Raw genomic sequence first — 22,077 nt, 5'->3', positions numbered from 1 at the left:
AACAAGCGCTGGGGCCGGGCCTCATGGCTGCGGCCGCACGGATGGACTCAGCCCTGGCTGTCAGGACGGACTCAGCGCGGGGCGCTCGTGGAGGCCCGCACGATCAGCCTCGGCTCGATCGAATCGACTGTGAGCGTGGCCGGATCCGAGATGTGGCGCAGCAGATGATCGACCGCCACCCGCGCCATCTCCTCGAACGGCTGCGCGACGGTGGTGAGGGGTGGTGAGCAGTATTCCGCCAGCGGAATATTATCCACGCTCACCACGGAGATGTCCTCCGGGACGGATCGGCCGAGCTCGTGCAGCGCTCTGATCACGCCGAACGCCATCTCATCGCTCGAGACGAAGACTGCCGTCACTTCGGGCCGGCGTCCGAGCTCCAGGCCGAGGCGATGGCCGGACTCGGGTGACCAGTCGCCCACCAGCTCCTCGGGCGGGACGATGCCCGCGGACTCAAGCGTCTGCCGCCAGCCGGCGCTGCGGCTCGCGGCGTCATGCCACTCCGGCGGGCCGGAGACGTGCCACACCGAGCGATGCCCCAGATCCAGCAGGTGCCGGGTGGCCAGCTGGGCGGCATGGGTCTGGTCGACCGCCACGACTTCGGTGGCGGAGGTCCGGGAGCCGTCGATCGAAACGGTCGGGATCGCCCGCGTCAGTTCTTCTATACCGCGCGTGGCATGTATCAGGGGGAGAGCCAGGATGATGCCCTCGACGCCCTGATCCGCGAGCACCGACATGGCCTCCTCGATGGCTGCCGGATCCAGGGAGGGGCTCGTGGCGGCGCTCAGCGAGTACCCTGCCTCCCGCGCCGCGGCTTCGACGCCCGAGATGATCGCCGTCCGCGAGTAGTAGCCCGTCTGGAGCTGCACGATCCCGAATGCCCGGCTGCGGCCCGACGACAGGGCGCGCGCCGCGTTGTTGCGGCGGTAGCCGAGCTGCTCGACGGCGGCCAGCACCTTGTCCCGGGTGCTGTCCTGCACATTCGTCTGCCCGCGGAGGACCCGCGAGACCGTCTGGGCCGAGACGCCGGCGAGTGCCGCGACGTCGACCATCCCCGGCGCCCTGCGGGGCTTCTTCAGAGGCTCGATCACCCCGTGATCCTAACGCGGCACGGCCCGGGACGGACGGTCGTGTCCGGCCCGGGCCGTGTGTCAGCGCGTGGGTGTCGGTTGCTGGGCGTCAGGACGGAGGCTCAGCCGAGCGTCCACCGCTGGTTGCCGTTGCCCGTGCAGGTCCAGAGCTGGATCCCCGCCCCATTGGCCGTGGAGCCGTTGGTGACGTCGAGGCACAGCGTCGGGGACAGGACCGAACGGATGGTGCCGTCCGCATTGACCGTCCACTGCTGGTTGGCGCCGCCGTTGCAGTCCCAGATCTCCACCGCCGAGCCCGCGCTCGCCTGGGAGTTCGGCACGTCCAGGCACTTGGCGCCGTACACCTTCACGGTGCCGTCGGCCGCGGTGGTCCACTTCTGGTTGGCGCCGCTGTTGCAGTCCCAGAGGTCCGGGAGCGTGCCGTTCGCGGTGGCCGAGTTGGGGACGTCCAGGCAGCGTCCGGAGCCCACGCCCCGCACCTGGCCCGTGGTCGGGACCTGGGCGAGCGTGATGGTCTGGGCTGCCGGGGTGCTCGTGTCGCCGGCGCTGCCGCTGTTGATCCAGGTCCTGGCGGGCGCGGTCTTGCCGGAGCCCGTGAGGCTGAGGACGAGTCCGCTGTAACGGTTGACGAGGCTGTAGGTGCCGGTGCTCACGGTGGCGCCGGAGCCGCTCGGTGTGCTCACCTTCGAGATCACGAACCACTGCTGACCCTGGGTCGCCCCGCCGGAGGGCAGCGAGGCGAGGCTCATGGCGGCGCCCCAGGCGCGGTTGGCGGTGGAGCCGGAGTTCACGCCGAGCGCCAGGCCGGACGAGGTGTTGGTGATCGTGTAGGCGCCGTCACCCGTGGGCGTGAACTTCCAGGCGGCCGTGCTGCCCGCGGTGGACGTCGCCACCGTGGAGAGAGCGGAGGTCCCACTCTGGTTGAGGGACTGACCGGCCGCCGACTGGATGCGGTACGACTTCGTGGCGTCGATGGTCCGGGCGGGGTTCGCGGCGTCGATGGTCACGTTGACGTACTCCGAGCTGGAGGCCTGCGTCGATCCGGAGGGGACGGAGCAGGCGAAGTAGCAATAGGACCGGAAGGTCTTGCCCACGATCGCGGTGCTCGTGGCGTTGGTCCCGTCCAGGAGCCAGCGGTACCAGGACTGCTGGGTGTAGTTCGGCGCGGTCCCCAGATCCACCCACTTCTGAGTGGCGAGATCCGTGGTGCCGTAGAAGTGCAGCGGTCGGTTGACGCCGTCGCCCAGATCGGTCTGCGGGGTGCCGATGTACATGCCGAGGTAGGCGTTGTAGGAGACGTTCAGGATGAACAGATCGGAGCCGTTCGCGGGGAGCTGGCCGGCCTGGGCCTGGGCTGCGACGCTGCCGGTGTTGGACGGTTTGTACTCGAGGTTCGAGGGCAGGTAGCCGGTGCTGCTCTGCGAGGTGGAGACGATGGTGCTCTCCGCCCCGCCGACGCCCGGGGTGGACCAGCTGCCGTTGTAGTACTTCTGCCAGGACGACGGCGCCATCTTCTGGCTGATCGGGGCGCGCGCCACGTGCTCGGCGAACCCGGGCGCCGCCCAGCCGCCGTTCTTGTTGATCACGCGGGAGCCGTAGAAGACGTAGAAGTAGCCCGAGGCGGTGTCCACGACGAGCCGGGGGTCGCCGTCGCCGTAGTAGTAGGTCTGGTTGGGGAACGCGGTGGTGTCGTTCCGGGTGGTGCTGTAGGGCGAGGTGATCGCGTGGCCGGTGATGGTCCAGGTCTTGCCCTGGTCAGTCGACTTCGCGTAGTCGATCGCGTCGTAGTGGACGCCGTCGCCGAACGGTTTCGGGGTGAACTCGTTGTGCACCAGGCCGTACCAGTCGCCCGTGTCGGGGTCGACCCAGACGCCCGTGAGGTCGCAGTAGTTCTTCTGGGAGTAGGACGAGGTGTCCGGGGCGAACGTGGCGGAGACGCCCGTGGGGCTGTTGTTGCAGCGCGAGGTGGTGTTGCCGTTCGAATCCGAGGAGTTCGACGGGTTGGTGTAGTTGCTCAGCGTCGAGTTGAAGGTCGCCGTGTCGAGCGTGGTGCCGGTGTAGAAGTCCCAGCGCCGGGCCTCGGTGGCCCCGTACAGCGCCGCCGATTGCTGGAAGTAGAACGAGCCGTCCTTGTCGATGTAGGGCCAGGCGGGGGTGTCCGTCGCGTGGCCGACCTGGACGACGGAGCCCGTCGACACGGTGTAGTCCGAAGTGGTCGCGGCCGAGGCCGGGGCGGACGCGGCGGCGGTGAGGGTGCCTCCGAGGAGACACACCACCGCCGCGGCGCCGATGCTGGCTGTTTTCATGAACGATTCCTCTGCGTTGAGCTGGTCGATGTGCCGCCACAAACCTGAGGACGCCCCCGGAGCCCGGCGCGCGGACCCGTGGGTCTTCCGCTGCACCGACCCCTCATCCATCGTTGAGAACGTGCGTGGCATCGATAACATTACGACACGATTCCCCGTCCGGGAATAGCCTTTCGGCGACGGTTTCCCGGACGGGGTCGGCGTGGGTGGTCAGGGATGGCGAGCAGCGGACTCCAGCAGCCTCCGGCGTTCGACGGGATCCTGGGCGGCGCGGGCGGCCGCGGCGGCGAGCCCGTACGCGGCGTCCACGACGGCGAGATCCGCGGACGTCCCGGCCCCCGCCAGGGCGAATTCCGCCGTGTGGTGAGCGGCCCCGCCGACGTCGTAACCGACCATCGGGTGGATGCTCGGCACCCGGTGGGAGACGTTGCCCATGTCGGTCGAGGCGACCGCATCGCTGCGCAGGGGAACGCTCCGGCCGCGCCGTTCCATGGCCTCCGCATACGCGCGGGCGAGGAAGCCGTCCTGCCGCAGATCCGCGAAGACGTTGCCCGATTGCTCGATCTCCAGCGTGCACCCCGTGGCGTGGGCGCCCGCCTCGAAACACCGTCGCACGGCCGCCCACGCGGCGTCGAGCTGGTCGCGCCGTGGCGCCCGGACCTCGAGTCGCGCCGAGGCGCGGTCCGGGATCACATTGGGCGCCGACCCGCCGTCGGTCACCACATGGGACACGACGACGCCGCGCGGCAGCTGCTGCCGCAGCAGTCCCACCGCCGTCTGGGCGACGACCAGGGCGGACAGGGCGTTGACGCCCTCCTCCGGCGCGGTGGCGGCATGTGCGGCCCGGCCGTGGAAAGTGAGATCCCAGCAGCCGAGGGCGAGGGAGGAGTTGCCCACGGCGTCCTCCCCGCTCGCGTGGACCATGAAGGCCATCGCGGCGCCGTCGAACATCCCTTCCTCCAGGAGGTCGACCTTGCCGCCATGGGACTCTTCGGCGGGAGTCCCGAGCACACGGACCGTGAGGCCCAGCGGCACCGCGGCGGAGGCCAGGGCCAGGGCGGCTCCCAGCGTCGCGGCGGCATTCACATTGTGGCCGCACGCGTGGCCGATCCCCGGCAGAGCGTCGTACTCGATGCAGAACACGGCCACCAGCTCACCCTCCCCGGACTCGGCCCGCAGCGCGGTGGGTGCGGCCGGCTGGGGGATGTCGAACCGGAATCCGGCTTCCGCCAGCAGCGCCCGCACCCGCTCCGCCGCCCGGTGTTCCTCCCCGCTGAGCTCGGGATCGGCGTGCAGGGCGTGGCTCAGGTCCAGCATCCCGGGCCGCCAGCGATCCACCGCTTCGGCGATCAGGGTCTCCGTCCCGGGCTCCGTCGTGCCGGTCATGCCGGGAGTCCTTCGGGGAGGGTGGCGGTCCGCTTCGGATATCCGAGAGACACCACTCCCGCCAGAACGGCGCCCAGGCCGAGGACCACCCACAGGGTGACGAAGCCGCTGAGCGGGATCCTGCCGTCCACCGCCGACGCCGCGGAGATCAGCCGGACCACCGCGGCGCCGATCGAGATGCCGACGGAGAGGGCCAGTTCGTTGAGCCCGGCGGCCGTGGAGGTCTCCTCCACGGGGACGCCTTCCACGCTGAGGGTCCGGGTGGCGGACTGGTACATGCCGAGGCCCAGGTAGAAGACCCCGAATCCGGCCACGTACCCGGCCGCCGATCCGTGGAGCAGGCCCATCAGCAGGAAGCCCAGAGCCAGCACGGCCGCGGCGCACACGAGGCCTCCGCGCTCGCCGATCCGGGCCATGAGCGGCGGCACGGCGAGGGAGGACAGGAATCCGAGGGCCGATGCGGCCGCCAGCACCACGGCGATGTCCAGCGGGCCCATGCCGAAGCCGAACCCCGCCGTGGCGGCGTCCGCGTGCAGGAACAGGCCGTTGCTGCCGAAGTAACTGATCGAGGAGAAACCGAAGAGGAACGTCGCCACGGTGACCGTCCGGACGCGGGGGACCGCGAGCAGGTGGAGGTCGATGAAGCGGCGGGGCGCCGTCGTCGTCGTGCTCTTGCGCAGGTCGAGTTTCACCCAGAGAGCCAGGAGGACGACGCCGAGCAGGCCGCTGACCAGGGTCGGAGCAGAGAGCCAGCCCCAGTCGGGGCCCATGGAGAGGGCGGTCACGAGACCGATGAGGCCCAGGCTGCACAGTGCGAGCGGCAGGAGCGCGAGGGGTTCGCGCGTGGCGGGCAGGCCCTCCGGCAGGAAGAAGGACGCGACGAGCGCGAGGGCGGCGAAGGGAACGGCAACCCAGAAGCCGAGGGTCGGCCGTTCGGCGCCCACGATGCCCGCCAGCAGTCCGCCGACGCCCACCGTGATCATGAGGGTCCCGATCATGGCGCCGACTCCGCTGCGGGTGCTCTCCGGCCGGGTGGCGCGGAGGATCCCCATCATGAGCGGGATGAAGCCGACCACACAGGTCAGCAGCACGACGCCCACCGAGATGGTGAGCAGGCTGGGGGCGACCGCCATCAGGACCGCGCCGGCGGCCACCGTGACGGTGGACAGCCGCAGGACCCGGCGGCAGCCCCAGCTGTCCCCGAGGCGCGAGATGATCGGCGTGAGCACGGCGAAAGCGACATTCGAGATGAGGAAGAGCCCATTGATCGTCGGGTCGTCCAGATGGAGCTCGGGACCGAGGGCGGGGAGGATGGGGTTGAGGTAACCCTGGGTGATCCCGGACAGGGCCTCGACGAGCGCCATGGCGACGATCAGGCCGAGGACGCTGGTCCGGGTGGAGGGCGGGACGGGGGTGCTGGTTTTCATGGCGGCAACTCTCGGGACGGCGCCGTGCGGCGCCCGTGATGGACATCACTAAGCTAGGAGAATCCGCCCCTGCTGCGGCGAAATTGCTTGAATCCTCCAGAGATGGCGTCCACATGACCGAAAATGCCGAAATTTCCGAAGTCGACCTCGCGCTCGCGGGAGCGTTGGAGATCAACCCGCGCGCGGAATGGGCCGTGCTCGGGACCACGCTCGGCCTGGCGCCCACCACCGTCTCCCGGCGCTGGGCCGCGCTGAGCGCGCGCGGCGACGCCTGGGTGACGCTCGCCCCCGGACCGCGCTATCTGGACGCGGGTTCCTCGGCGTTCCTCTTCCTCTCCACCGCGCCGAAACGCCAGGAGGCGGTGCTCGACGCGCTCTGCTCGAGCCCCACTTTCGGCACGGTCTCGCGGATGACGGGCGAGTTCGACGTCATGGCGGACTGCTTCGCCCCGGGCTACGACGAGCTCATGGACGCGATCTCCGGCGTCCTGTCCGGGCTTCCCGGGGTGACCCGTTGGGAGGTGGTCCTGGCGACCCGTCTCCACCGGGAGGGCACCCAATGGAGGCTCGGCACCCTGGATCCGGGCCAGGAACGGGCCCTGGGCGGTGGCGCGCCGAACCGCAGGCCCGCCAGACTCGGCGCGGTGGATGCGGCCCTGGTGGCTGCGCTGAGCGATGACGGCCGGGCAGGCTGGGAGAAGCTGGCCGCCCGCGTGGGGGTCTCCCCGCAGACCGCGCGACGGCGGACCGAACAGCTCCTCGCGGGCGGTCACGTGACGCTGCGGTGCGATTTCTCCACGGCCTTCCGCCCGCGCCACCGGGAGGTGACGATCGTGCTGAGCGTGCCCGCGGCGCACCTCGAGCAGGCGGGCCGGTTCTTCGCCGACCAGCCCAGCTGCCGGGTGAGCGCTCAGGTCCTCGGGCGCGGCAACCTCCTCGCCACGTTCTGGGTGCGCGACCTCCTGGAGGTCCACGCCCTCGAACTGCGGGTGCTCCAGCAGATCCCGAGCGCGGTCGTGATCGGGCGGCAGGCCGTGGTGCGGACCGACAAGAGGTCCGGGCGCCGCCTGGACCGCGCGGGGCGTTCTGTCGGCGTGGTGCCGCTGCCTCTGGGTGGGTGAGGGGACGGACGCGGGGCCTGGGCGGCCGGGGCCGGTCAGACCGGGTGCGCCTCGAGGTATGAGGTGAGGGTGGCGTCGGCGTCGGTACGGGATTCCAAGGCGTAGTACCGGGTGTCCAGTGCGTCCAGCTCATCGTCGAGTTCCAGCTCGCCGATCAGATCTTCGCGTTCATCTGCGCCGGATGGGTAGGTTTCGCCCAAAAGCCTCATCGCCGCGTCAAGGAGGTCGGCCCATTCCTGACCGAGAATCGGAGGCAATGCCCCGAGCGCATCCGGCGCCGAGTCACCGCCCCAGGCGGAGAAGTAACCGTCGAACCCGCCGGAGTTGACCTCCTGACGCAGGTCGCAGATGGCGAGCAGGCCGCGATGCTCGGGGCTCATGCCCGAACGATCCTGGTCGCCGGACTGCTCATAAAAATCCCAGATGTCTGCCGCGTCATCATGCTATCCCCGGTCAGATCGACGACCCGTACCGACCCGGAGTCACGTGCCTCAGCTGTCAGAAGGGGTACGGCGCGATCTCCGGGCGCATGGTGAGCCACTGGACCTCGGTGAACGCCTCCAGATTGGCTTGCGCCCCGCCGGCCCGGGAGCCGTTCCCGGAGGACTTCGTCCCGCCGAACGGCGCATTGGCCTCGTCCGACACGGTCTGTTCGTTGATGTGGATCTTCCCGGAGTCGATACGGTCCGCCAGCTTCATCGCCTGGCCGACGTCGCCGAGAATGCCCACGGACAGCCCGTATTCGCTGTTGTTGCACAGCTCCACCGCCTCGTCCAGGGTGCTGAACGCCATGACGGGCGCGACCGGTCCGAAGATCTCCTGTGACCAGGCCGGATTGTCCGCGTCGAGGCCGGTGAGCACGGTCGGGGCGTAGAACTGGCCCTCATGAGTGCCGCCGGCCGCGATCCGGGCGCCGTGCAGCACTGCCTCCTGCACCACCGCGTCAACGCGCTTGAGCTGGGTCTCGTCGATGATCGGTCCCAGAGCCACCTGCTCCGCGGCCGGGTCGCCCACAGGCAGTCCTCGGGCCTTGTCCGCGAGCTTTTCCACGTAGGCCTCGTAGAGGGACTCGTGCACGATGTGGCGGCCTGTCGCCATGCAGATCTGTCCCTGGTGCATGAAGGATCCGAAAGCCGCGGCGGACACGGCCTTGTCCAGATCCGCCCCGGGCAGCACGATGAGCGCGTTGTTGCCGCCCAATTCGAGGTGGGCCCGCTTGAGATGGCGTGCCGCCGTTTCGCCGACGTGCCGGCCGGCCGCCGTCGAACCGGTGAAGGCGATCACCCGCACTTCGGGGGCCTCCACCACGGCGGCTCCGATGTCAGCGCCGCCCGGGAGCAGCGAGAGAAGTCCTGCGGGGAGCCCGGCTTCCTCGAAGATCCGCAGGAGGGCCACTCCACCGGACACCGTGGTGCGCGGATCGGGCTTGAGCAGGACGGCGTTGCCGAGCGCGAGGGCGGGTGCCACCGCCCGGATCGAGAGGATGAGCGGGAAGTTGAAGGGTGCGATCACCGAGACCACGCCCACCGGGCGGCGCCGTGCGAACGACCACCGTTCGTCGTTCGAACTGAGCACGTCCCCTGCTGGATGCGAAGGCAGGGCCGACGCTTCATAGCATTCGTGGGCGGCGAGATGCGTCTCCAGGGCTGCTTTGGCGGGGATGCCGCCGGATTCCCGGACGAGCCAGCCCTGGATCTCCGCGCCGTGCTCCTCCCAGAGCGAGCCGGCGCGCCGCAGCACGGCCGCGCGTTCCTCCGGGGCGCGGGCGGCCCAGTCCGACTGGGCGGCGCGAGCGACGGCGGCAGCCTCCGCGACGTCGTCCACGCCGGCCACCCCATGGTGACCGAGGACGTTCCCGGTGGCCGGTTCGATGCTGGGCGCGGTGCCGGAGCGCCCCGGTTTCCAGCCACCGATGTTGATCTTGCCGTCCCAGACGGCCGGGTCGAGCAGAGGCATCTGATGATCCTTTCGATGACCGCGGGGGCGCCATCGCCGCCGCGACTGCAGAATGAACGATCATTGCTGTGAAATGAACACTCTGCTCACTAAAATATGACGCCCGTCACGGTGAGTCAAGGGTGGGTGGCGTGGAGCGGCGTCGTGCGGGGAAAGGTGTGGACGATCCAGACCAGGCATTCGCCGCCCTCGGCCTGCCAGCGGTGCGCCCGGTCGGCGGGATAGGTGACGTAGCTCCCGGCAGGGGCGAGGATCTCCTGGCCCGTGGGGCCGAGCCGGATCGACCCGGACCGGACGAACACATGTTCCCGGGCGCCAGTCCCGTGTGAGACCGAGAACTGGACCTTGCCTTCATGAAACGTCTTGGCGTGGATCTCCACGGTGCCCGCCCCGACGAGCTGACGGCGCAGCACGCGCCCCACGGCGGTCTCATCGGTGATCTCCTCGCCCTCACCGTCCAGCACGATCTCCACCGCGGGCTCCGGGGCGGCCGTCAGCAAGTCGGTCACCTGGAGGCCGAGGCTCCGGGCGATGGCCTGGACCGTCTCCAGGCTGGCGTTGGTCTGGGCACGCTCGACCTTGAAGAGGGTCCCCTTCGCGACGCCGGACCGTTCGCTCAGCTGGGACAGGGAAAGGTCGTGCAGCTCGCGCAGGCGGCGGACGTTGGAGGCCAGCGAGTCCAGGATGTCCGTCATGGTCACCTATTCTGCAATACCGCGCAGCCGGTCCATCTCGCGGCGGTCCTTCTTGGTGGGCCGCCCGGTGCCCCGGTCCCGGACCGGGATGCCGAGCTGCGGGGCCAGCGGGCGCGGCGGGGTGCGGTCCGTGAACGCGTGCGACGCCGCCTCCGCCCCCACGCGCTTGGCGATCAGCTGGCGCACCTCGAGGATGCGCTCGTAGCCGGGCATGCGGATGCGGACCTCATCGCCGGGGATCACGATCTGGGACGCCTTGACCGGGTTCCCGTTCAGCCGGACGTGACCCGCCCGGCAGGCCGCCGTGGCCGCAGAGCGGGTCTTATAGGCGCGCACGGCCCAGAGCCACGCATCCACCCGGACGGCGTTGGGCGCGGACTTGGAAAGGGACGAAGTCCCGGAAGGGGCAGCCATGGGTATTGATTATGCGCCTTAAGCGCCCTTGGCGTGCTGTTCCTCCGGATCCTGGGACGGCCGGAGGATGCCGGGAACGGTGTTCCTGGCGGAGCCGGTCGGCCGCGGGGCGCTCCGTCCGGAGCTCTTCGGCGCGGCCTTCTTCCCGGTGCGGGGACCGCCCGCGGGAGTGGTCATCGGGGTGACCGCGACGGCGGGCTCCGGGCGGGTTTCCAGGGCCTGCTCCGGGACAGGTTCGGCGCGGAGTCCCGCGCGTTCGGCGGCGGGCGTCTCCGGTTCGCTCAGCTTCACCGTCACGGACGGCGCGGGCTTCTCGGTGGACGCCGCGTCCCCTGCGGGGGCGGCGTCGGGGCCGGCGGTCTTGCGCCAGGACGGGATGAGGCCGGACTTGCCGTTCCCCGTGGTCGTTCCGGAAGCCGCCGCGGCGGTGCTGGACGACGGGGCCGGAACCCGCTCAGAGCTGTCGCGCGCGGCAGAGGAGGTGACAGCCGCGGGCGCGGGGGCGTCGGCGTCGTCGTGCGAGATCTGGTGACCCGAGGTCTGGCGCGCGGCGACCACGCGGCCGCTCAGCGTGCGGCCCGCGCCGATCAGCCGGGTCGCGCCCAGATAGACCAGGCGGCCGAGCCCCGTGAAGACCAGCGCCATGCAGCCGGCGAAGAGCACCAGGGCCGCCAGGAAGGCAGCGATCATCAGCGTCCCCACGAAGGTGAGGTTCAAGATCATGGTCGTATCAGATGTCATTCGCCGTCATCCCCTTTGGCGGTGTGCAGACCAGGTGCCAGGGCGCTTTCCTACGGCGCCCTGACGGAACTCTGAAATTCAACGGTAGCCACCGGGGGACGGTCAGGGGAACGACGTGTCGGGTCCGTTGCGGAATCGTAGTTCGTTTGTGATGAAAAATGACAGGTCCGGACCCGCCGCGCGGCCCGCGTACCCTTAAAGCTGGTCATTTTCGGCATGCCTCGCTCGGCGCGGGGCCGCGAGGTTGAGGAAAGGGGTGTGCCCGATGGACACCACGGACCTCTCGCGACGGCTCGCCACCCTCGAATCGTTGACCAAGGGGCCCGCCTGGGCGCTGACCCGGTCGGCCCCGTGGGTGATCGCCGTGCTCCAGTCGACCTTCACCCGGACGCGCCCGAGCCTGACCCTCGAGGAGTTCCACGCGGAACTGGACCTGTGCCTGGAGGAGCTCCGCGCCACGGACCCGGCGATCGCCGGCGCCAACACGGGACGCACCGTGGCCGACGAATGGACCCGCCGGAAGTTCGTGACCCGTCGCCACCACTCCGGGCACATCGTCTACGAACTCACCGAAGCCGCCTCCCGCGTGCTCGCGTTCCTGGACAGCCTCAGCTCACCCCGCTCGACGCTCACCGGTTCGCGCCTGGGCACGCTGCTGAACGACGTCGAGAAGCTGGCCCACGAGACCAACCCGGACCAGACGGCACGCCTGGAGTCCCTCCGCGAGGAGATCCAGGAACGCGAGGACCTGATCCGCGGCATCACCTCCGGCGAACTCGACGGGCTGCTGGACGAGGACGAGGCGGTGGAGGCCACGGAGAACATCCTGGACCTCGCCGCGAGCCTCCCGGCCGACTACAAGAAGATGCGCGACAGCATCGAGGACCTGGTGGGCAAGCTCCGCAACCAGATCATCGAGGAGTCCCTGACCAAGGGCGCCACCATGGCCCAGGTGCTCGAACAGGACCGCATCCTCCGCCAGAGCCCTGAGGGCAGGACCTTCCGTTCCTTCACCGCGTTCCTGGAGGACCCGCAGCAGCAGCTGCGGTTCCGCTCGGCGATCGCCGAGGTGCTCAGCCGGCAGTTCGCGGACACCCTCGCCGCCGAGGACCGGGAAACCCTCAAGAGCCTCGTGTCCGAGCTCAGGAATCAGCACGCGCAGATCCAACGGATCTACGGCAAGCTCTCCGAGAGCCTCAACACCTATGTCCAGAGCGACGACTTCCGGCACTCGCTCCGCCTCCGGCAGGCGTTGCGGCAGGCCGAGCAGGCCGTCCGCGGCCTCCCCTACGAGCGGGACAAGCCGGGCTTCGCGGCCGCTCCGGAGCTGTTCGGCGGCGTGCTGGAATCGATCTCCATGGTGCAGCTGTTCGACCCGGACGAATTCGAGGAGCCGCCACGGCTGGCGGATCCCATCGACTTCGCCGAGCAGGACCGGACCCGCGCGCCGCGGACGCCCAAGGCGAAGCCCGCGCTGATCCGGACCGCCCTGGCCGGGGCTCAGACGGTGGGCGGAGCCTGGTCGGCCCTCCCGCCGCAGGAACGGCACATCAACTCGATCCGTGCCCTGCTGTCCGAAGCGCTCAACTCGGGGGCGGCCTTCTCGGCCGCGAGTCAGGAAAGCGTGGAGTTCGAGCAGGTGGACGGCAGCCTGCGGGCGGCGACCGTGCCGCTCGTGACACTCCCGGGCGGAGCGGACGACGACGGCGGTGGCGCCGGCGGCGACGCGGGCGCCGCGGCCGGCACCCCGCCGACGTCGAGCACCAAGCGCAGGCAACGCACGAAGGAAGGACAGGAATGAGCGAGCAGATCCACGGCGTCGACGCCCGGGACACCTTCGTGGACGGGGCCGAGCTCTACCCCGGCGACACCGGCGTCCTCCCGCTGCGGCTGCGCCATGCCCTGGTGCGCCTCCTCAAGGGTCCCTATGTGGACGGCGGGCGCGACGAGAAACTGTGGACCACGCTGACCGATCATCAGCAGGTCCTCCGGTCACGCCTCTCGGAGCTGTTCCTGACCCTGCACCTGGACCACGAACGCAAGATCGCCGTCCTGCGTCCGGTGGATCCGGAGCTGCTCGGCGGCAACGCCCGGTCCAGCCTGCTCCGGCAGCAGCGCGCGCTCAGCCGCGTGGAGACCATCGTCCTGCTGCGCCTCCGCCTCCTCCTCGACCGGCACAGCGAGGCCCAGACGGAGCCGACGGTCACCCTGGAGGAGATCGCGGAGATCGTGGCGCACTACCAGCCCGCCGCGGAGCAGGACGCGTACCGGGATGCCAAGACCGTCCAGGCCGCCGTCGAGAAGCTCCGCGCCCGTCAGCTCCTCCTGCCGACCGGTCTGGAGAACGTCTACGGCATCAGCGGCGCCCTGCCGCTGGCCCTCCCGTTCGACAGCATCACCGCCATCACCGCGCAGCTGGAACGCCTCCAGCACGCCACGGAGGACGCGGTGGGCACCCAGGCGCTCCTGGACATCGACGACGCCGGTGAGGACGCGGAGCCGGACGACGCCGACCCTGGCGACGTCGAGCCGGACGTCGAGCCGATTGACCAGCCGACGGACGAGCCCGGAACCCACGAGGAGGAGCAGGCATGAGCATCCCCGCACTGCTGCCCATCGGTGATGACATCAACCCGGGCCAGATGCGCCTGGCGCGCGTCCAACTCGTCAACTGGGGCACGTTCCACGGCGCCCACGTCATGCACGTCGACCGCCGCGGCACCCTCCTGACCGGCAACTCCGGCGTCGGCAAGTCCACACTCTTCGACGCCATGCTCCGCGTGTTCGACGCCCGTCCCCGCTCCAACGAGGCCGCCGCGGCCCGGATGGGCGGCGCCGTGGACGACAAGCGCACCACCTACACCTACATGCGTGGCAAGGTCGGCGACCGCGCCACCACGGACGGCGCCACGAGCGCCTTCCAGCGCCCGGGCGCCACCTGGTCCGCCGTCGCGCTGACCTTCGACAACGCCGCCGGCACCACGGTGACGCTCTCCGCTCTCTTCGACCTGCCGAAGAACGGCACCGAGGCCAATGTGGGCCGCCACTACATGATCGACTCCGTCCCGCTCGACGTGGACGTGCTGGAGACCCTGGCGCACAAACGCTTCACGCGCTCGGCCCTCGAGGACGCCTTCCCCGGCGCGCAGGTGTTCGACGTGCACCGCACCTTCGCCGAACGGTTCCGGCGCATCCTCGGCATCGGCAGCGACCAGGCCCTGCCGCTCCTGCGCGTCATCCAGGCCGGCAAGGGCCTCGGCGGCAGCGTCAACACCTTCTTCCGCGACCAGGTCCTCGACCCGCCCGCCACGCTGGACGCCGCGGACGCCGTCGTGGAGGAGTTCAGCAACCTCATCTCGATCCGTCAGCGGCTCGAGGACGTCCGCCTCCAGCGCGATGATCTCGCCCCCGTCCCGCAGCTGAACAAGGACTACGCCCGCCACCTGCTGGAAGCCAACCGCCTCCGGACCCTGGGCGGCACCGAGTTCGACGCGCAGCGGCAGGCGCTCGCCGTCGTCGTGCATGAGAACACCGTGGCGCGGCTCAAGGCGCTCGCCGCGGACAAGGCGCAGGCCCTCAAGGCCGAGCGGATGAGCCGTGACGCGCTCGCCGCGCAGCTGCGCGAACTCGAACTGGACTACAACAACCAGGGCGGCAACGCGATCGCCTCGATCGAGGCGGGGCTGGAGAACGCGCGGCTGGCGCAGCGGCTCCGGCGTGACCTCGAGACGACCGTGCAGAAGCAACTGCGCGACGCCGGCCTGGAGCTCCAGTGGACGGCCGAGGGCTGGGCGCAGGCGCACCAGCAGGCCGAGCAGCGCAGTGCCGAGCTGACGGGCGACGCCGAGTCCCTCAAGGCGCTCCGCTTCGAGGCGTTCGACGCCCACGCCACCGCCAAGCGCGAGCTGGAGGAGGCCGGGAAGGAGCTGCGGTCCCTGCAGTCGGGCACGTCGCTCATGCCGCAGCCGGCCCTCGAGAACCGGGCCGCGATCGCCGCGGCGCTGGAGGTCGAGATCTCCGAGCTGCCGTTCGCGGGTGAGCTGATGGACCTGCTCCCCGAGGAGGACCGGTGGCGTCCCGCCGCCGAGCGCGCCCTGCGCAATCTCGCCACCACGCTCCTGGTCCCGGGCGAGCTGTTCACTCGCGTGACCGAGTTCCTGGACGGCACCACGATCCGCGGGGCCCTGCGCGCCGTGGACGTCTCCCGCGTGCTGCCCGGTGCGGAAGCGGCTCTGTCCGCCGTGGAACCCCGGGACCTCCTCGCGAAGCTGCGTTTCCTGGAGGCCGGGCTGACGCCGGCCCGCGAGACGGCGGTCGAATGGCTGCGCGAGCGGATCGCGCTGGACTACGCGTATCCGTGCGTCGAGGACCCGGCCGAGCTCGCCGGGCTGGATCGCGGCCTGTCCATGGGCGGCGTGGTCAAGCGGAACAGCCACACCGTGGAGAAGGACGACCGCTTCGCCGCGCGCCGGGACTTCGTGCTCGGTTTCGACAACGCCAGCAAGGTCGCCATGGTCCAGGACCGGATCGCCGAGCTGCGGGAGACCCTCAAGGCCGCGGAGACCGTGGCCCAGGACCGCGAGGACTCGCACCAGGGCGTGGCCCGGCAGCTCGAGGCCCTGCGCCGGGTCGCCGCGGATCACCGGGAGTGGAGCGAGGTCTCCGCGGAGGTCGCGGCCGAGGAGGTGCAGCGGCTGGAGCGCCGTCTAGCCGATGCGCTCGCGGCCCAGGCGGACCTCGAGCCCCTGCGGGCCAAGGTCGAGCAGACCCGGAGGCAGCACCAGGAGAGCACCGAAGCCGCGGCCGTCCTCCAGAACGAGTACAAGGCCCTCGACGCGCAGCTCGTCTCCGCCGACAAACTGCTCGCCGCCGCCCGCAAGCGCGTGGCGGAGAACCCGCCGTCGCCGGAGACCGTGGAGGCGCTGGCCCCGCGTTTCGAGGAGATGGGGGAGTTCGGGGACATCGCCGAGCTCGACCTGGCCGCCGTGCGCGTGCGATCCGCCCTGCAGGACGAGCTGCACCGGGCCGAGAGTTCCGCGCAGGCCACGGCCGAGCGCCTGACCAGGATCTTCGACTCCTTCGCCCGCCGCTGGGGCGGCACCGTCTCGGCGGATCACGGCACCGGGATCGGGGCCGCGCCGGACTACGAACAGCGCTACCACGCGATCGTCCGGGACGGCCTGCCCGCCCAGGAGGATGAGTTCCGGGCATTCTTCAACCAGCGCACGCACGAGTCCTTCTCCACCTTGCTGCACCTTCTGGACGAGGAGCGGCGCGCCATCACGAGCCGCATCCTGCCCCTCAACGGCATCCTCGCCGGCGTCGACTTCCACGAGGGCAGCCACCTGGAACTCGACATCAAGCAGACGGTCCCGCCGAGCGCCAAGGCGTTCAAGGACGCCATCTCGCGGGCTCTGCGGGTCCGGCCCGCCCGCGGCGCGGAGACGGTGCCCACCGGGGGCACGGCCGGTGCCACTGCCGACGACGACGAGCTCACCATCCGCTACAAGACCCTGGAGAACCTGGTCACCAGGCTCTCCTCCCAGGCGCCGGAGGACCGCCGCTGGCGGGCGGAGGTCCTGGACGTCCGTGGGCATCTGTTCATCGCGTGCAAGGAGCACCGCATGGTCCAGGTGGAGGGCGAGGAGCCCCGGGCCGAGGTGTTCATGCACTCGGACACCGGGTCCATGTCCGGTGGCGAGCGGCAGCGGTTCACGGCCTTCATCATGGCGGCGGCCCTGAGCTACCAGCTGGGCATCGCGGAGCAGGGCTTCACGAGTTACGGCACCGTGATGATGGACGAGGCGTTCGTGCTGGCCAGCGAGGAGTTCGCGGGCCAGGGCATCGCCGCGCTGCACGAGTTCGGCTTCCAGCTGCTTCTGGCGGCGCCGGAGAACGTGATCGATCTCTCACGCCACCTCGGATCGGTCACGGAGATCCTGCGGGACCGCCGTACGAACCGCTCGGGCGTCCTGCCGATCGGGGGCAAGGCCGCCCCAGGTCAGCCCCGGAGTGAGGCGAACCCCGTGGACATCCGGCTGGGGTAGGCCTCTCCCCGCCGAAACAGTGAGTTTCCGCTGAAACAGTGTGTTCTGATCACTGTTTCAGCGGAAACTCACTGTTTCGGCACGTGGGGTTCGGCGGGATGCGGCGTCGACCGGGGCCCGGGAGCTGTCGGGCCGCCGGGCAGCCGTGGGACAATGGAAGGTGATGGCTTCCTCACCCCGTAACCCCAGCTCCGAAACGCCCAGCAACGGCAAGGCTTCCGCGCGCCCGGCGCGTGCCGGCGTCGTGCCCGCCAAGATCCAGGGTTCGGCACACGGTGAAGCGGTCGCGAAGGTCGCTCTCACCGAGGACCGCCCGCAGGTCCGCCCCGCGGCCGAAGGCTGGGAGCAGGCCCGCACCACCGAGGGCCGCCCGCTCCTGCAGTTCGCCTCGCCGCGCGTGAAGCAGCCGCCGCAGCACCTCGCGGACATGACGCTGGACGAGCGCGCCGCGAAGCTCAAGGAGCTCGGCCTGCCCGCGTTCCGCGCCAAGCAGCTCTCCACGCACTACTTCCAGCACTGGACCACGGACCCCGAGCAGATGAGCGATCTGCCCAAGGCCGGGCGTGAGGAACTGGTCGAGGCCATGTTCCCGCCGCTCCTGACGCAGGTCCGCCGCCTCCGCACGGATGACGGCAACACCATCAAGTTCCTCTGGCGGCTGTTCGACGGCGCGCTGGTCGAGTCCGTGCTCATGCGGTACCCCGGCCGCATCACCCTCTGCGTCTCCTCCCAGGCGGGCTGCGGCATGAACTGCCCGTTCTGCGCCACGGGCCAGGCCGGCCTGACCCGCAACATGTCCACAGCGGAGATCGTGGACCAGGTGGTGGCCGCGAACCGTGCCATCGCCGCGGGCGAACTGGGCGAGAAGGAACACGACGACGAGCGCGTCACCAACATCGTCTTCATGGGCATGGGTGAGCCGCTGGCCAACTACAAGCGCGTCATGGCCGCCGTGCACCGTTTCGTCGACCCGTCCCCGCAGGGCCTCGGCATGAGCGCCCGCAACATCACGGTGTCCACGGTCGGTCTGGTCCCGGCGATCCGCAAGCTCGCGGACGAGGACGTGCCTGTCACCTTCGCGCTGTCCCTGCACGCCCCGGACGACGAGCTCCGGGACGAGCTGATCCCGGTCAACAACCGTTGGAACGTGGACGAGGCCATCGATGCCGCGTACGACTACTTCCGCAAGACCGGTCGCCGCGTGAGCATCGAGTACGCGCTCATCAAGGACATGAACGACCATGCCTGGCGTGCCGCCCTCCTGGCCAAGAAGCTCAACCGGCGCGGCCGTGGCTGGGTCCACGTGAACCCGATCCCGCTCAACCCGACGCCCGGCTCGATCTGGACGGCCTCCGAGCCGGAGATCCAGGACCTCTTCGTCACCACCTTGCGCGACGCCGGCGTGCCCACCACGCTGCGGGACACCCGCGGCAAGGAGATCGACGGCGCCTGCGGGCAGCTCGCCGCGGCGGAGTAAGCGGCACGTGACTCGGAGCGGCGCACTGGACGAGGCGCCCGGCGACAGCCGGGGCGCCGGTGGCGCGGCGCGATCCGTGGGCACGTTCTTCCGGGAGATGCTGTTCAGCATCGGGCCGGCGGGACGTGATCATCACCCGGCCGCCCGCGTGGCGCTCGGGCTCTTCCTGCCGCTGCTCCTCCTGGTTCTGACGGGACGTCTGGACCTCGCGATCTTCGCGAACTTCTCCGCGTTCACGGGCATCTACGGCCGTAACGAGCCGCACCGGATGCGCGTGGTCACGCAGGCGCGGGCCGGTCTCCTCATGTTCGGGGTGCTCATGGCCGCCACGCTCCTGGCCCGGCAGAGCCCGGGTGGGACGCTCGACCCCTGGGTCAGCGTGGCCGTCACCACCGGCGTCGCGTGGGCCTGTTCGGTGATCGCCGGGCTGTGGCATCTGCGCCCCGCGGGTTCCCTGTTCTACATCTTCGCCTTCGCCGCCGTGGCGTCCGTCCCGCATCAGCCGCCCCTCTGGGAGGTGGCGCTGACTTCGATCCTCACGATCGCCCTGTGCCTCGGCATCGGCCTCCTGTCCCGTGTCAGGCCGTCCCACCGCACGCCGCTGAACTGGAAAGAGCTGCGGAGGGTCTGGCGGATCCGGGTGGCTCCCGCGGAGCAGCGCATGGTGTGGATCGAGTCCGTGGGATACATCGTGGCGCCGGCCATCGCGGGCTGTGTGGCGACGGCGGTGGGCCAGGCATTGGGGTTCGGGCACAACTACTGGGCCATGGTCGCGTCCGTGGTGCCGCTCGTGGGGCATTCCACCCGGCATCGCGTGACCCGGGGTCTTCAGCGTGTGTTCGGCACCGTCGTGGGTCTGGCCGTGCTCGGCGCGATCGTGGCGCTCCGGCCGGAGGTGTGGCAGATGGTGGTGCTCATCGCGCTGTGCCAGTTCGGCGTCGAGCTGCTGATCACCCGGCAGTACTTCCTGGCACAGGTGCTCGTGACCCCGCTGGCCCTGCTGTCCACGCTCCTGGTCGCTCCGGTGGAGCCGGGCGCGCTGTTCCACGACCGGCTCATCGACACCGTGATCGGTTCGGCTGTCGGGCTGCTCGTGGTGATCGCGCCGGCGGTGTTCCGGCGGCTTGTGGGGTCCCGCCGGGGCTGAGTCTGGGTCTTGTCGCCCGCCCCGTCTGCCGAGTCCGCTATTGAGGGTGTGAGTCCGCTACACGATGTAGCGGACTCACACCCTCAATAGCGAACTCAGCGAACTCAGCGAACTCAGCCGGTTCTGCCGGGATCGGGTGGGCTCCGGCTGCCGAGTTCGTGGGTTTCGGGTGAGTTCGTGTGCTGAAACCACGAACTCACCCGAAACCCACGAACTCAGGACGTGGACGCTCGAAACCCACGAACTCAGCCCGCGGGACCCCGGGCCGTGAGCCTCAGAGGCCCCGGACGCGGTCCAGGAACAGCTGGGCGCGGTCCTTCAGGCCCACGATGCGTTCCTTCACCACGACGGCGGGGTCCGGGTTGATCTCGTTCTTCGGCGGCTCCACGCGCACGTTGGCGCTGCAGTCGAAGTCGGCGCAGATCAACGTGCCGACGGTGTTCCCGTCACGTCCGGACTGGCCGGCGCGGCGGGCCACCCAGAGGAACACATCGTTCTTGGCGTGGACGGCCCGGCAGAGTTCGCAGAGCACGGACCGGTTCTTCCGGGCCCCGCCCTCCGGCGCCCGGAGCAGGACGGAGGTGAGCTTGCCGTCGTCGGACGGCAGGACGAGATACCCGCGCAGGGGCATCTTGGGGTCCCGCCAGCCGAGGTAGTCCAGGTTCTCCCAGTCCAGGGAGTCGAAGTCCTTGGGGAGGTTGAGCTTGGAAGCCTCGGAGCGGCTGGCGTTGACGAAGGAGGCGCGGATCTTCTGGGCGCTGGGTTGCTGCATGGTTCTGTGCTTTCACGGTGAGTCGGTGGAGAACCGCCGCGAGGTCGCTCCGAGGACGCCAACGGGCAGAGGAATGCCCGGGGTCTGAGCGAGGAGGAACCGGCGGTTCAGTGGTGAGAGGAGGAGGGCACGGGTGCGCAGCAGGCCATGACGGCCACCCCGCGATCCGCGGCATGAGGCACGGTACTGGTGCGCATGCTCAACTCCTCTGCCCGGACGGCACCGGGATGTGAAAGCGTCTTTTCCGACTTCTTCAGTGTAGCGCGCCCCGGGGAACGTGCGCTTCGTCACATCGGCGACGGAGGATTCCCAGCTCGGAGCAATAAGTGATAAAAACTTAACGTATTTGCCGCAGAAATAGCTTAGCCTTGCCTAAGTACCTTTCATTGTTCCTCGAGGAGCCCGCATGTCGTCCGACGTCAACCAGCCCAGCCGCCGCACCCTGCTCCGGACGGGAGCCGGCCTGGGCGCTGCCGCCCTGTCCGCCGTCGTCCTGGCGGCCTGCGCCACGGGCCCGGCCGGCGGCACCGCCTCGAACAGCGCGCCGGCGCAGTCGGGCTCCGCTTCCTTCCCCGTGACCATCAAGCACGTGTACGGCGAGACCACCATCAAAGCTCAGCCGCAGCGCGTCGCCACGGTGGCTTGGGTCAACGACGACGTCGCCATCGCCCTCGGGGTGGTCCCCGTCGGCGTTCCGAAGGTCGAGTGGGGCGGCAACGACAAGGGTTCCACCCCGTGGAAGGACGCCGCCCTGGAGAAGCTCGGCGCCTCCTTCGGCACCGCCAAGGCCCCCGCCATGTACTCCGAGGCCGACGGCATCAACTTCACCGAGCTGGCCAAGACCAACCCGGACGTCATCCTGGCCGCCTACTCGGGCCTGAGCAAGGACGACTACCAGAAGCTCTCCAAGATCGCGCCCGTCGTCGCCTACCCGGAACTCGCCTGGGGCACCCCCTGGGAGACCGCCACCACGATGATCGGCAAGGCCCTCGGCAAGGAGGCCGAGGCCAACGAACTCGTCAAGAACGTCGAGCAGCAGATCAAGGACAAGGCCGCCGCCTACCCGGAGCTGGCAGGCAAGACCTTCATCTTCGGAAACCTCGAACCGGGCGCGAAGGACGGCGGGCTGAACGTCTACACCGCCAACGACAACCGCCCGCGCTTTCTCTCCGAGGCCGGCATGACCCTGGCACCCGTGATCGCCGACAAGAGCAAGGGAAACAAGGAGTTCTACGTCCCCTGGTCCGCGGAGAAGGCCAATGAACTGGCGAGCGACGTGTTCGTGACGTGGGTGCCGGACGGCAAGACGGTGGACGTCATCAAGAAGGATCCGCTGCTCGGCCAGATCCCCGCCGTCAAGAACGACGCGCTGGCCGCCTTCACGGACAAGACGGTGACCCTGTCCCTTTCGGCGTCCTCCCCGCTGAGCCTGCCGTGGGCACTGGACAACGTGCTGGAGCAGATCGCGGCCGCAGCCAAGAAGGCCGGCAAGTAACC

General features: G+C 69.9%; 17 protein-coding genes. 7 read left to right on the top strand and 10 right to left on the bottom strand.

What is annotated here, in order from left to right:
• Nucleotides 1-71: 71 nt before the first annotated feature.
• From AB6732_RS12995 to AB6732_RS12980, 4 genes are all read right to left on the bottom strand, one after another.
• On the bottom strand, nt 72-1,091 hold the full coding sequence (locus AB6732_RS12995) for a LacI family DNA-binding transcriptional regulator (RefSeq protein WP_370960355.1): 1,020 nt from the start codon (nt 1,089-1,091) through the stop codon (nt 72-74).
• A gap of 101 nt (nt 1,092-1,192) precedes the next feature.
• Entirely contained in the window at nt 1,193-3,397 is a 2,205-nt protein-coding gene (locus AB6732_RS12990) for an RICIN domain-containing protein (RefSeq protein ID WP_370960354.1), read from the bottom strand.
• A gap of 210 nt (nt 3,398-3,607) precedes the next feature.
• Nucleotides 3,608-4,783 carry an amidohydrolase gene (locus AB6732_RS12985; RefSeq protein ID WP_370960353.1) on the bottom strand — a complete coding sequence of 392 codons (1,176 nt, stop codon included), beginning with the start codon at nt 4,781-4,783 and terminating at the stop codon, nt 3,608-3,610.
• A complete protein-coding gene (locus tag AB6732_RS12980; RefSeq protein WP_370960352.1) occupies nt 4,780-6,210 on the bottom strand; it encodes an MFS transporter in 1,431 nt (476 codons plus the stop codon). The genes AB6732_RS12985 and AB6732_RS12980 overlap by 4 nt, the downstream gene beginning before the upstream one ends.
• Before the next feature lie 113 nt (nt 6,211-6,323).
• Between AB6732_RS12980 and AB6732_RS12975 the strand changes: the two genes are divergently transcribed.
• A complete protein-coding gene (locus AB6732_RS12975) occupies nt 6,324-7,331 on the top strand; it encodes an Lrp/AsnC family transcriptional regulator (RefSeq protein WP_370960351.1) in 1,008 nt (335 codons plus the stop codon).
• Nucleotides 7,332-7,366: 35 nt separating this feature from the next.
• Here AB6732_RS12975 and AB6732_RS12970 read toward each other — a convergent pair whose 3' ends face one another.
• The 5 genes from AB6732_RS12970 to AB6732_RS12950 all read right to left on the bottom strand — a co-directional run bounded on the left by AB6732_RS12970 (nt 7,367) and on the right by AB6732_RS12950 (nt 11,119).
• On the bottom strand, nt 7,367-7,711 hold the full coding sequence (locus tag AB6732_RS12970; protein ID WP_370960350.1) for a DUF4375 domain-containing protein: 345 nt from the start codon (nt 7,709-7,711) through the stop codon (nt 7,367-7,369).
• A gap of 118 nt (nt 7,712-7,829) precedes the next feature.
• Entirely contained in the window at nt 7,830-9,287 is a 1,458-nt protein-coding gene (locus AB6732_RS12965) for a benzaldehyde dehydrogenase (protein WP_370960349.1), read from the bottom strand.
• Between the two features lie 116 nt (nt 9,288-9,403).
• On the bottom strand, nt 9,404-9,982 hold the full coding sequence (locus tag AB6732_RS12960) for a helix-turn-helix domain-containing protein (protein WP_370960348.1): 579 nt from the start codon (nt 9,980-9,982) through the stop codon (nt 9,404-9,406).
• 6 nt (nt 9,983-9,988) lie between these two features.
• Nucleotides 9,989-10,396, bottom strand: coding sequence for an RNA-binding S4 domain-containing protein (locus AB6732_RS12955; RefSeq protein ID WP_144629534.1), 408 nt, complete (start codon nt 10,394-10,396; stop codon nt 9,989-9,991).
• 18 nt (nt 10,397-10,414) lie between these two features.
• The gene (locus tag AB6732_RS12950; RefSeq protein WP_370960347.1) at nt 10,415-11,119 is read right to left on the bottom strand and encodes a hypothetical protein; all 705 of its coding nucleotides are present in this window, start codon (nt 11,117-11,119) and stop codon (nt 10,415-10,417) included.
• Nucleotides 11,120-11,402: 283 nt separating this feature from the next.
• Between AB6732_RS12950 and AB6732_RS12945 the strand changes: the two genes are divergently transcribed.
• From AB6732_RS12945 to AB6732_RS12925, 5 genes are all read left to right on the top strand, one after another.
• The gene (locus AB6732_RS12945) at nt 11,403-12,938 is read left to right on the top strand and encodes a DUF3375 family protein (protein ID WP_370960346.1); all 1,536 of its coding nucleotides are present in this window, start codon (nt 11,403-11,405) and stop codon (nt 12,936-12,938) included.
• Nucleotides 12,935-13,732, top strand: coding sequence for a DUF4194 domain-containing protein (locus tag AB6732_RS12940; protein WP_370960345.1), 798 nt, complete (start codon nt 12,935-12,937; stop codon nt 13,730-13,732). Before AB6732_RS12945 ends, AB6732_RS12940 begins: the two co-directional genes overlap by 4 nt.
• The gene (locus AB6732_RS12935; RefSeq protein WP_370960344.1) at nt 13,729-17,184 is read left to right on the top strand and encodes an ATP-binding protein; all 3,456 of its coding nucleotides are present in this window, start codon (nt 13,729-13,731) and stop codon (nt 17,182-17,184) included. Before AB6732_RS12940 ends, AB6732_RS12935 begins: the two co-directional genes overlap by 4 nt.
• 163 nt (nt 17,185-17,347) lie before the next feature.
• Nucleotides 17,348-18,661, top strand: coding sequence for a 23S rRNA (adenine(2503)-C(2))-methyltransferase RlmN (gene rlmN, locus AB6732_RS12930; protein WP_307498360.1), 1,314 nt, complete (start codon nt 17,348-17,350; stop codon nt 18,659-18,661).
• A gap of 7 nt (nt 18,662-18,668) precedes the next feature.
• Nucleotides 18,669-19,808 carry an FUSC family protein gene (locus AB6732_RS12925; RefSeq protein ID WP_370960343.1) on the top strand — a complete coding sequence of 380 codons (1,140 nt, stop codon included), beginning with the start codon at nt 18,669-18,671 and terminating at the stop codon, nt 19,806-19,808.
• A 274-nt stretch (nt 19,809-20,082) separates the two neighbouring features.
• Here AB6732_RS12925 and AB6732_RS12920 read toward each other — a convergent pair whose 3' ends face one another.
• Nucleotides 20,083-20,580, bottom strand: coding sequence for an FBP domain-containing protein (locus tag AB6732_RS12920; RefSeq protein ID WP_370960342.1), 498 nt, complete (start codon nt 20,578-20,580; stop codon nt 20,083-20,085).
• A gap of 406 nt (nt 20,581-20,986) precedes the next feature.
• Between AB6732_RS12920 and AB6732_RS12915 the strand changes: the two genes are divergently transcribed.
• Nucleotides 20,987-22,075 (top strand): ABC transporter substrate-binding protein, encoded by a 1,089-nt coding sequence (locus AB6732_RS12915; RefSeq protein WP_370960341.1) that lies wholly within the window; start codon nt 20,987-20,989, stop codon nt 22,073-22,075.
• Nucleotides 22,076-22,077 lie beyond the last annotated feature (2 nt).

This window comes from Arthrobacter sp. RCC_34 (assembly GCF_041360795.1).
In the GTDB taxonomy this organism is placed as follows: domain Bacteria; phylum Actinomycetota; class Actinomycetes; order Actinomycetales; family Micrococcaceae; genus Arthrobacter_E.
The sequence above is the reverse complement of the archived record's forward strand: the minus strand, read 5'-3'. Positions and strand labels throughout refer to the sequence as shown.

Coding starts and splice junctions, on each gene's coding strand:
- AB6732_RS12990 (WP_370960354.1), bottom strand. CDS start 3,397: ATGAAAACAGCCAGCATCGGCGCCGCGGCGGTGGTGTGTCTCCTCGGA.
- AB6732_RS12985 (WP_370960353.1), bottom strand. CDS start 4,783: ATGACCGGCACGACGGAGCCCGGGACGGAGACCCTGATCGCCGAAGCG.
- AB6732_RS12980 (WP_370960352.1), bottom strand. CDS start 6,210: ATGAAAACCAGCACCCCCGTCCCGCCCTCCACCCGGACCAGCGTCCTC.
- AB6732_RS12975 (WP_370960351.1), top strand. CDS start 6,324: ATGACCGAAAATGCCGAAATTTCCGAAGTCGACCTCGCGCTCGCGGGA.
- AB6732_RS12970 (WP_370960350.1), bottom strand. CDS start 7,711: ATGAGCCCCGAGCATCGCGGCCTGCTCGCCATCTGCGACCTGCGTCAG.
- AB6732_RS12965 (WP_370960349.1), bottom strand. CDS start 9,287: ATGCCTCTGCTCGACCCGGCCGTCTGGGACGGCAAGATCAACATCGGT.
- AB6732_RS12960 (WP_370960348.1), bottom strand. CDS start 9,982: ATGACGGACATCCTGGACTCGCTGGCCTCCAACGTCCGCCGCCTGCGC.
- AB6732_RS12955 (WP_144629534.1), bottom strand. CDS start 10,396: ATGGCTGCCCCTTCCGGGACTTCGTCCCTTTCCAAGTCCGCGCCCAAC.
- AB6732_RS12950 (WP_370960347.1), bottom strand. CDS start 11,119: ATGATCTTGAACCTCACCTTCGTGGGGACGCTGATGATCGCTGCCTTC.
- AB6732_RS12945 (WP_370960346.1), top strand. CDS start 11,403: ATGGACACCACGGACCTCTCGCGACGGCTCGCCACCCTCGAATCGTTG.
- AB6732_RS12940 (WP_370960345.1), top strand. CDS start 12,935: ATGAGCGAGCAGATCCACGGCGTCGACGCCCGGGACACCTTCGTGGAC.
- AB6732_RS12935 (WP_370960344.1), top strand. CDS start 13,729: ATGAGCATCCCCGCACTGCTGCCCATCGGTGATGACATCAACCCGGGC.
- rlmN (WP_307498360.1), top strand. CDS start 17,348: ATGGCTTCCTCACCCCGTAACCCCAGCTCCGAAACGCCCAGCAACGGC.
- AB6732_RS12920 (WP_370960342.1), bottom strand. CDS start 20,580: ATGCAGCAACCCAGCGCCCAGAAGATCCGCGCCTCCTTCGTCAACGCC.
- AB6732_RS12915 (WP_370960341.1), top strand. CDS start 20,987: ATGTCGTCCGACGTCAACCAGCCCAGCCGCCGCACCCTGCTCCGGACG.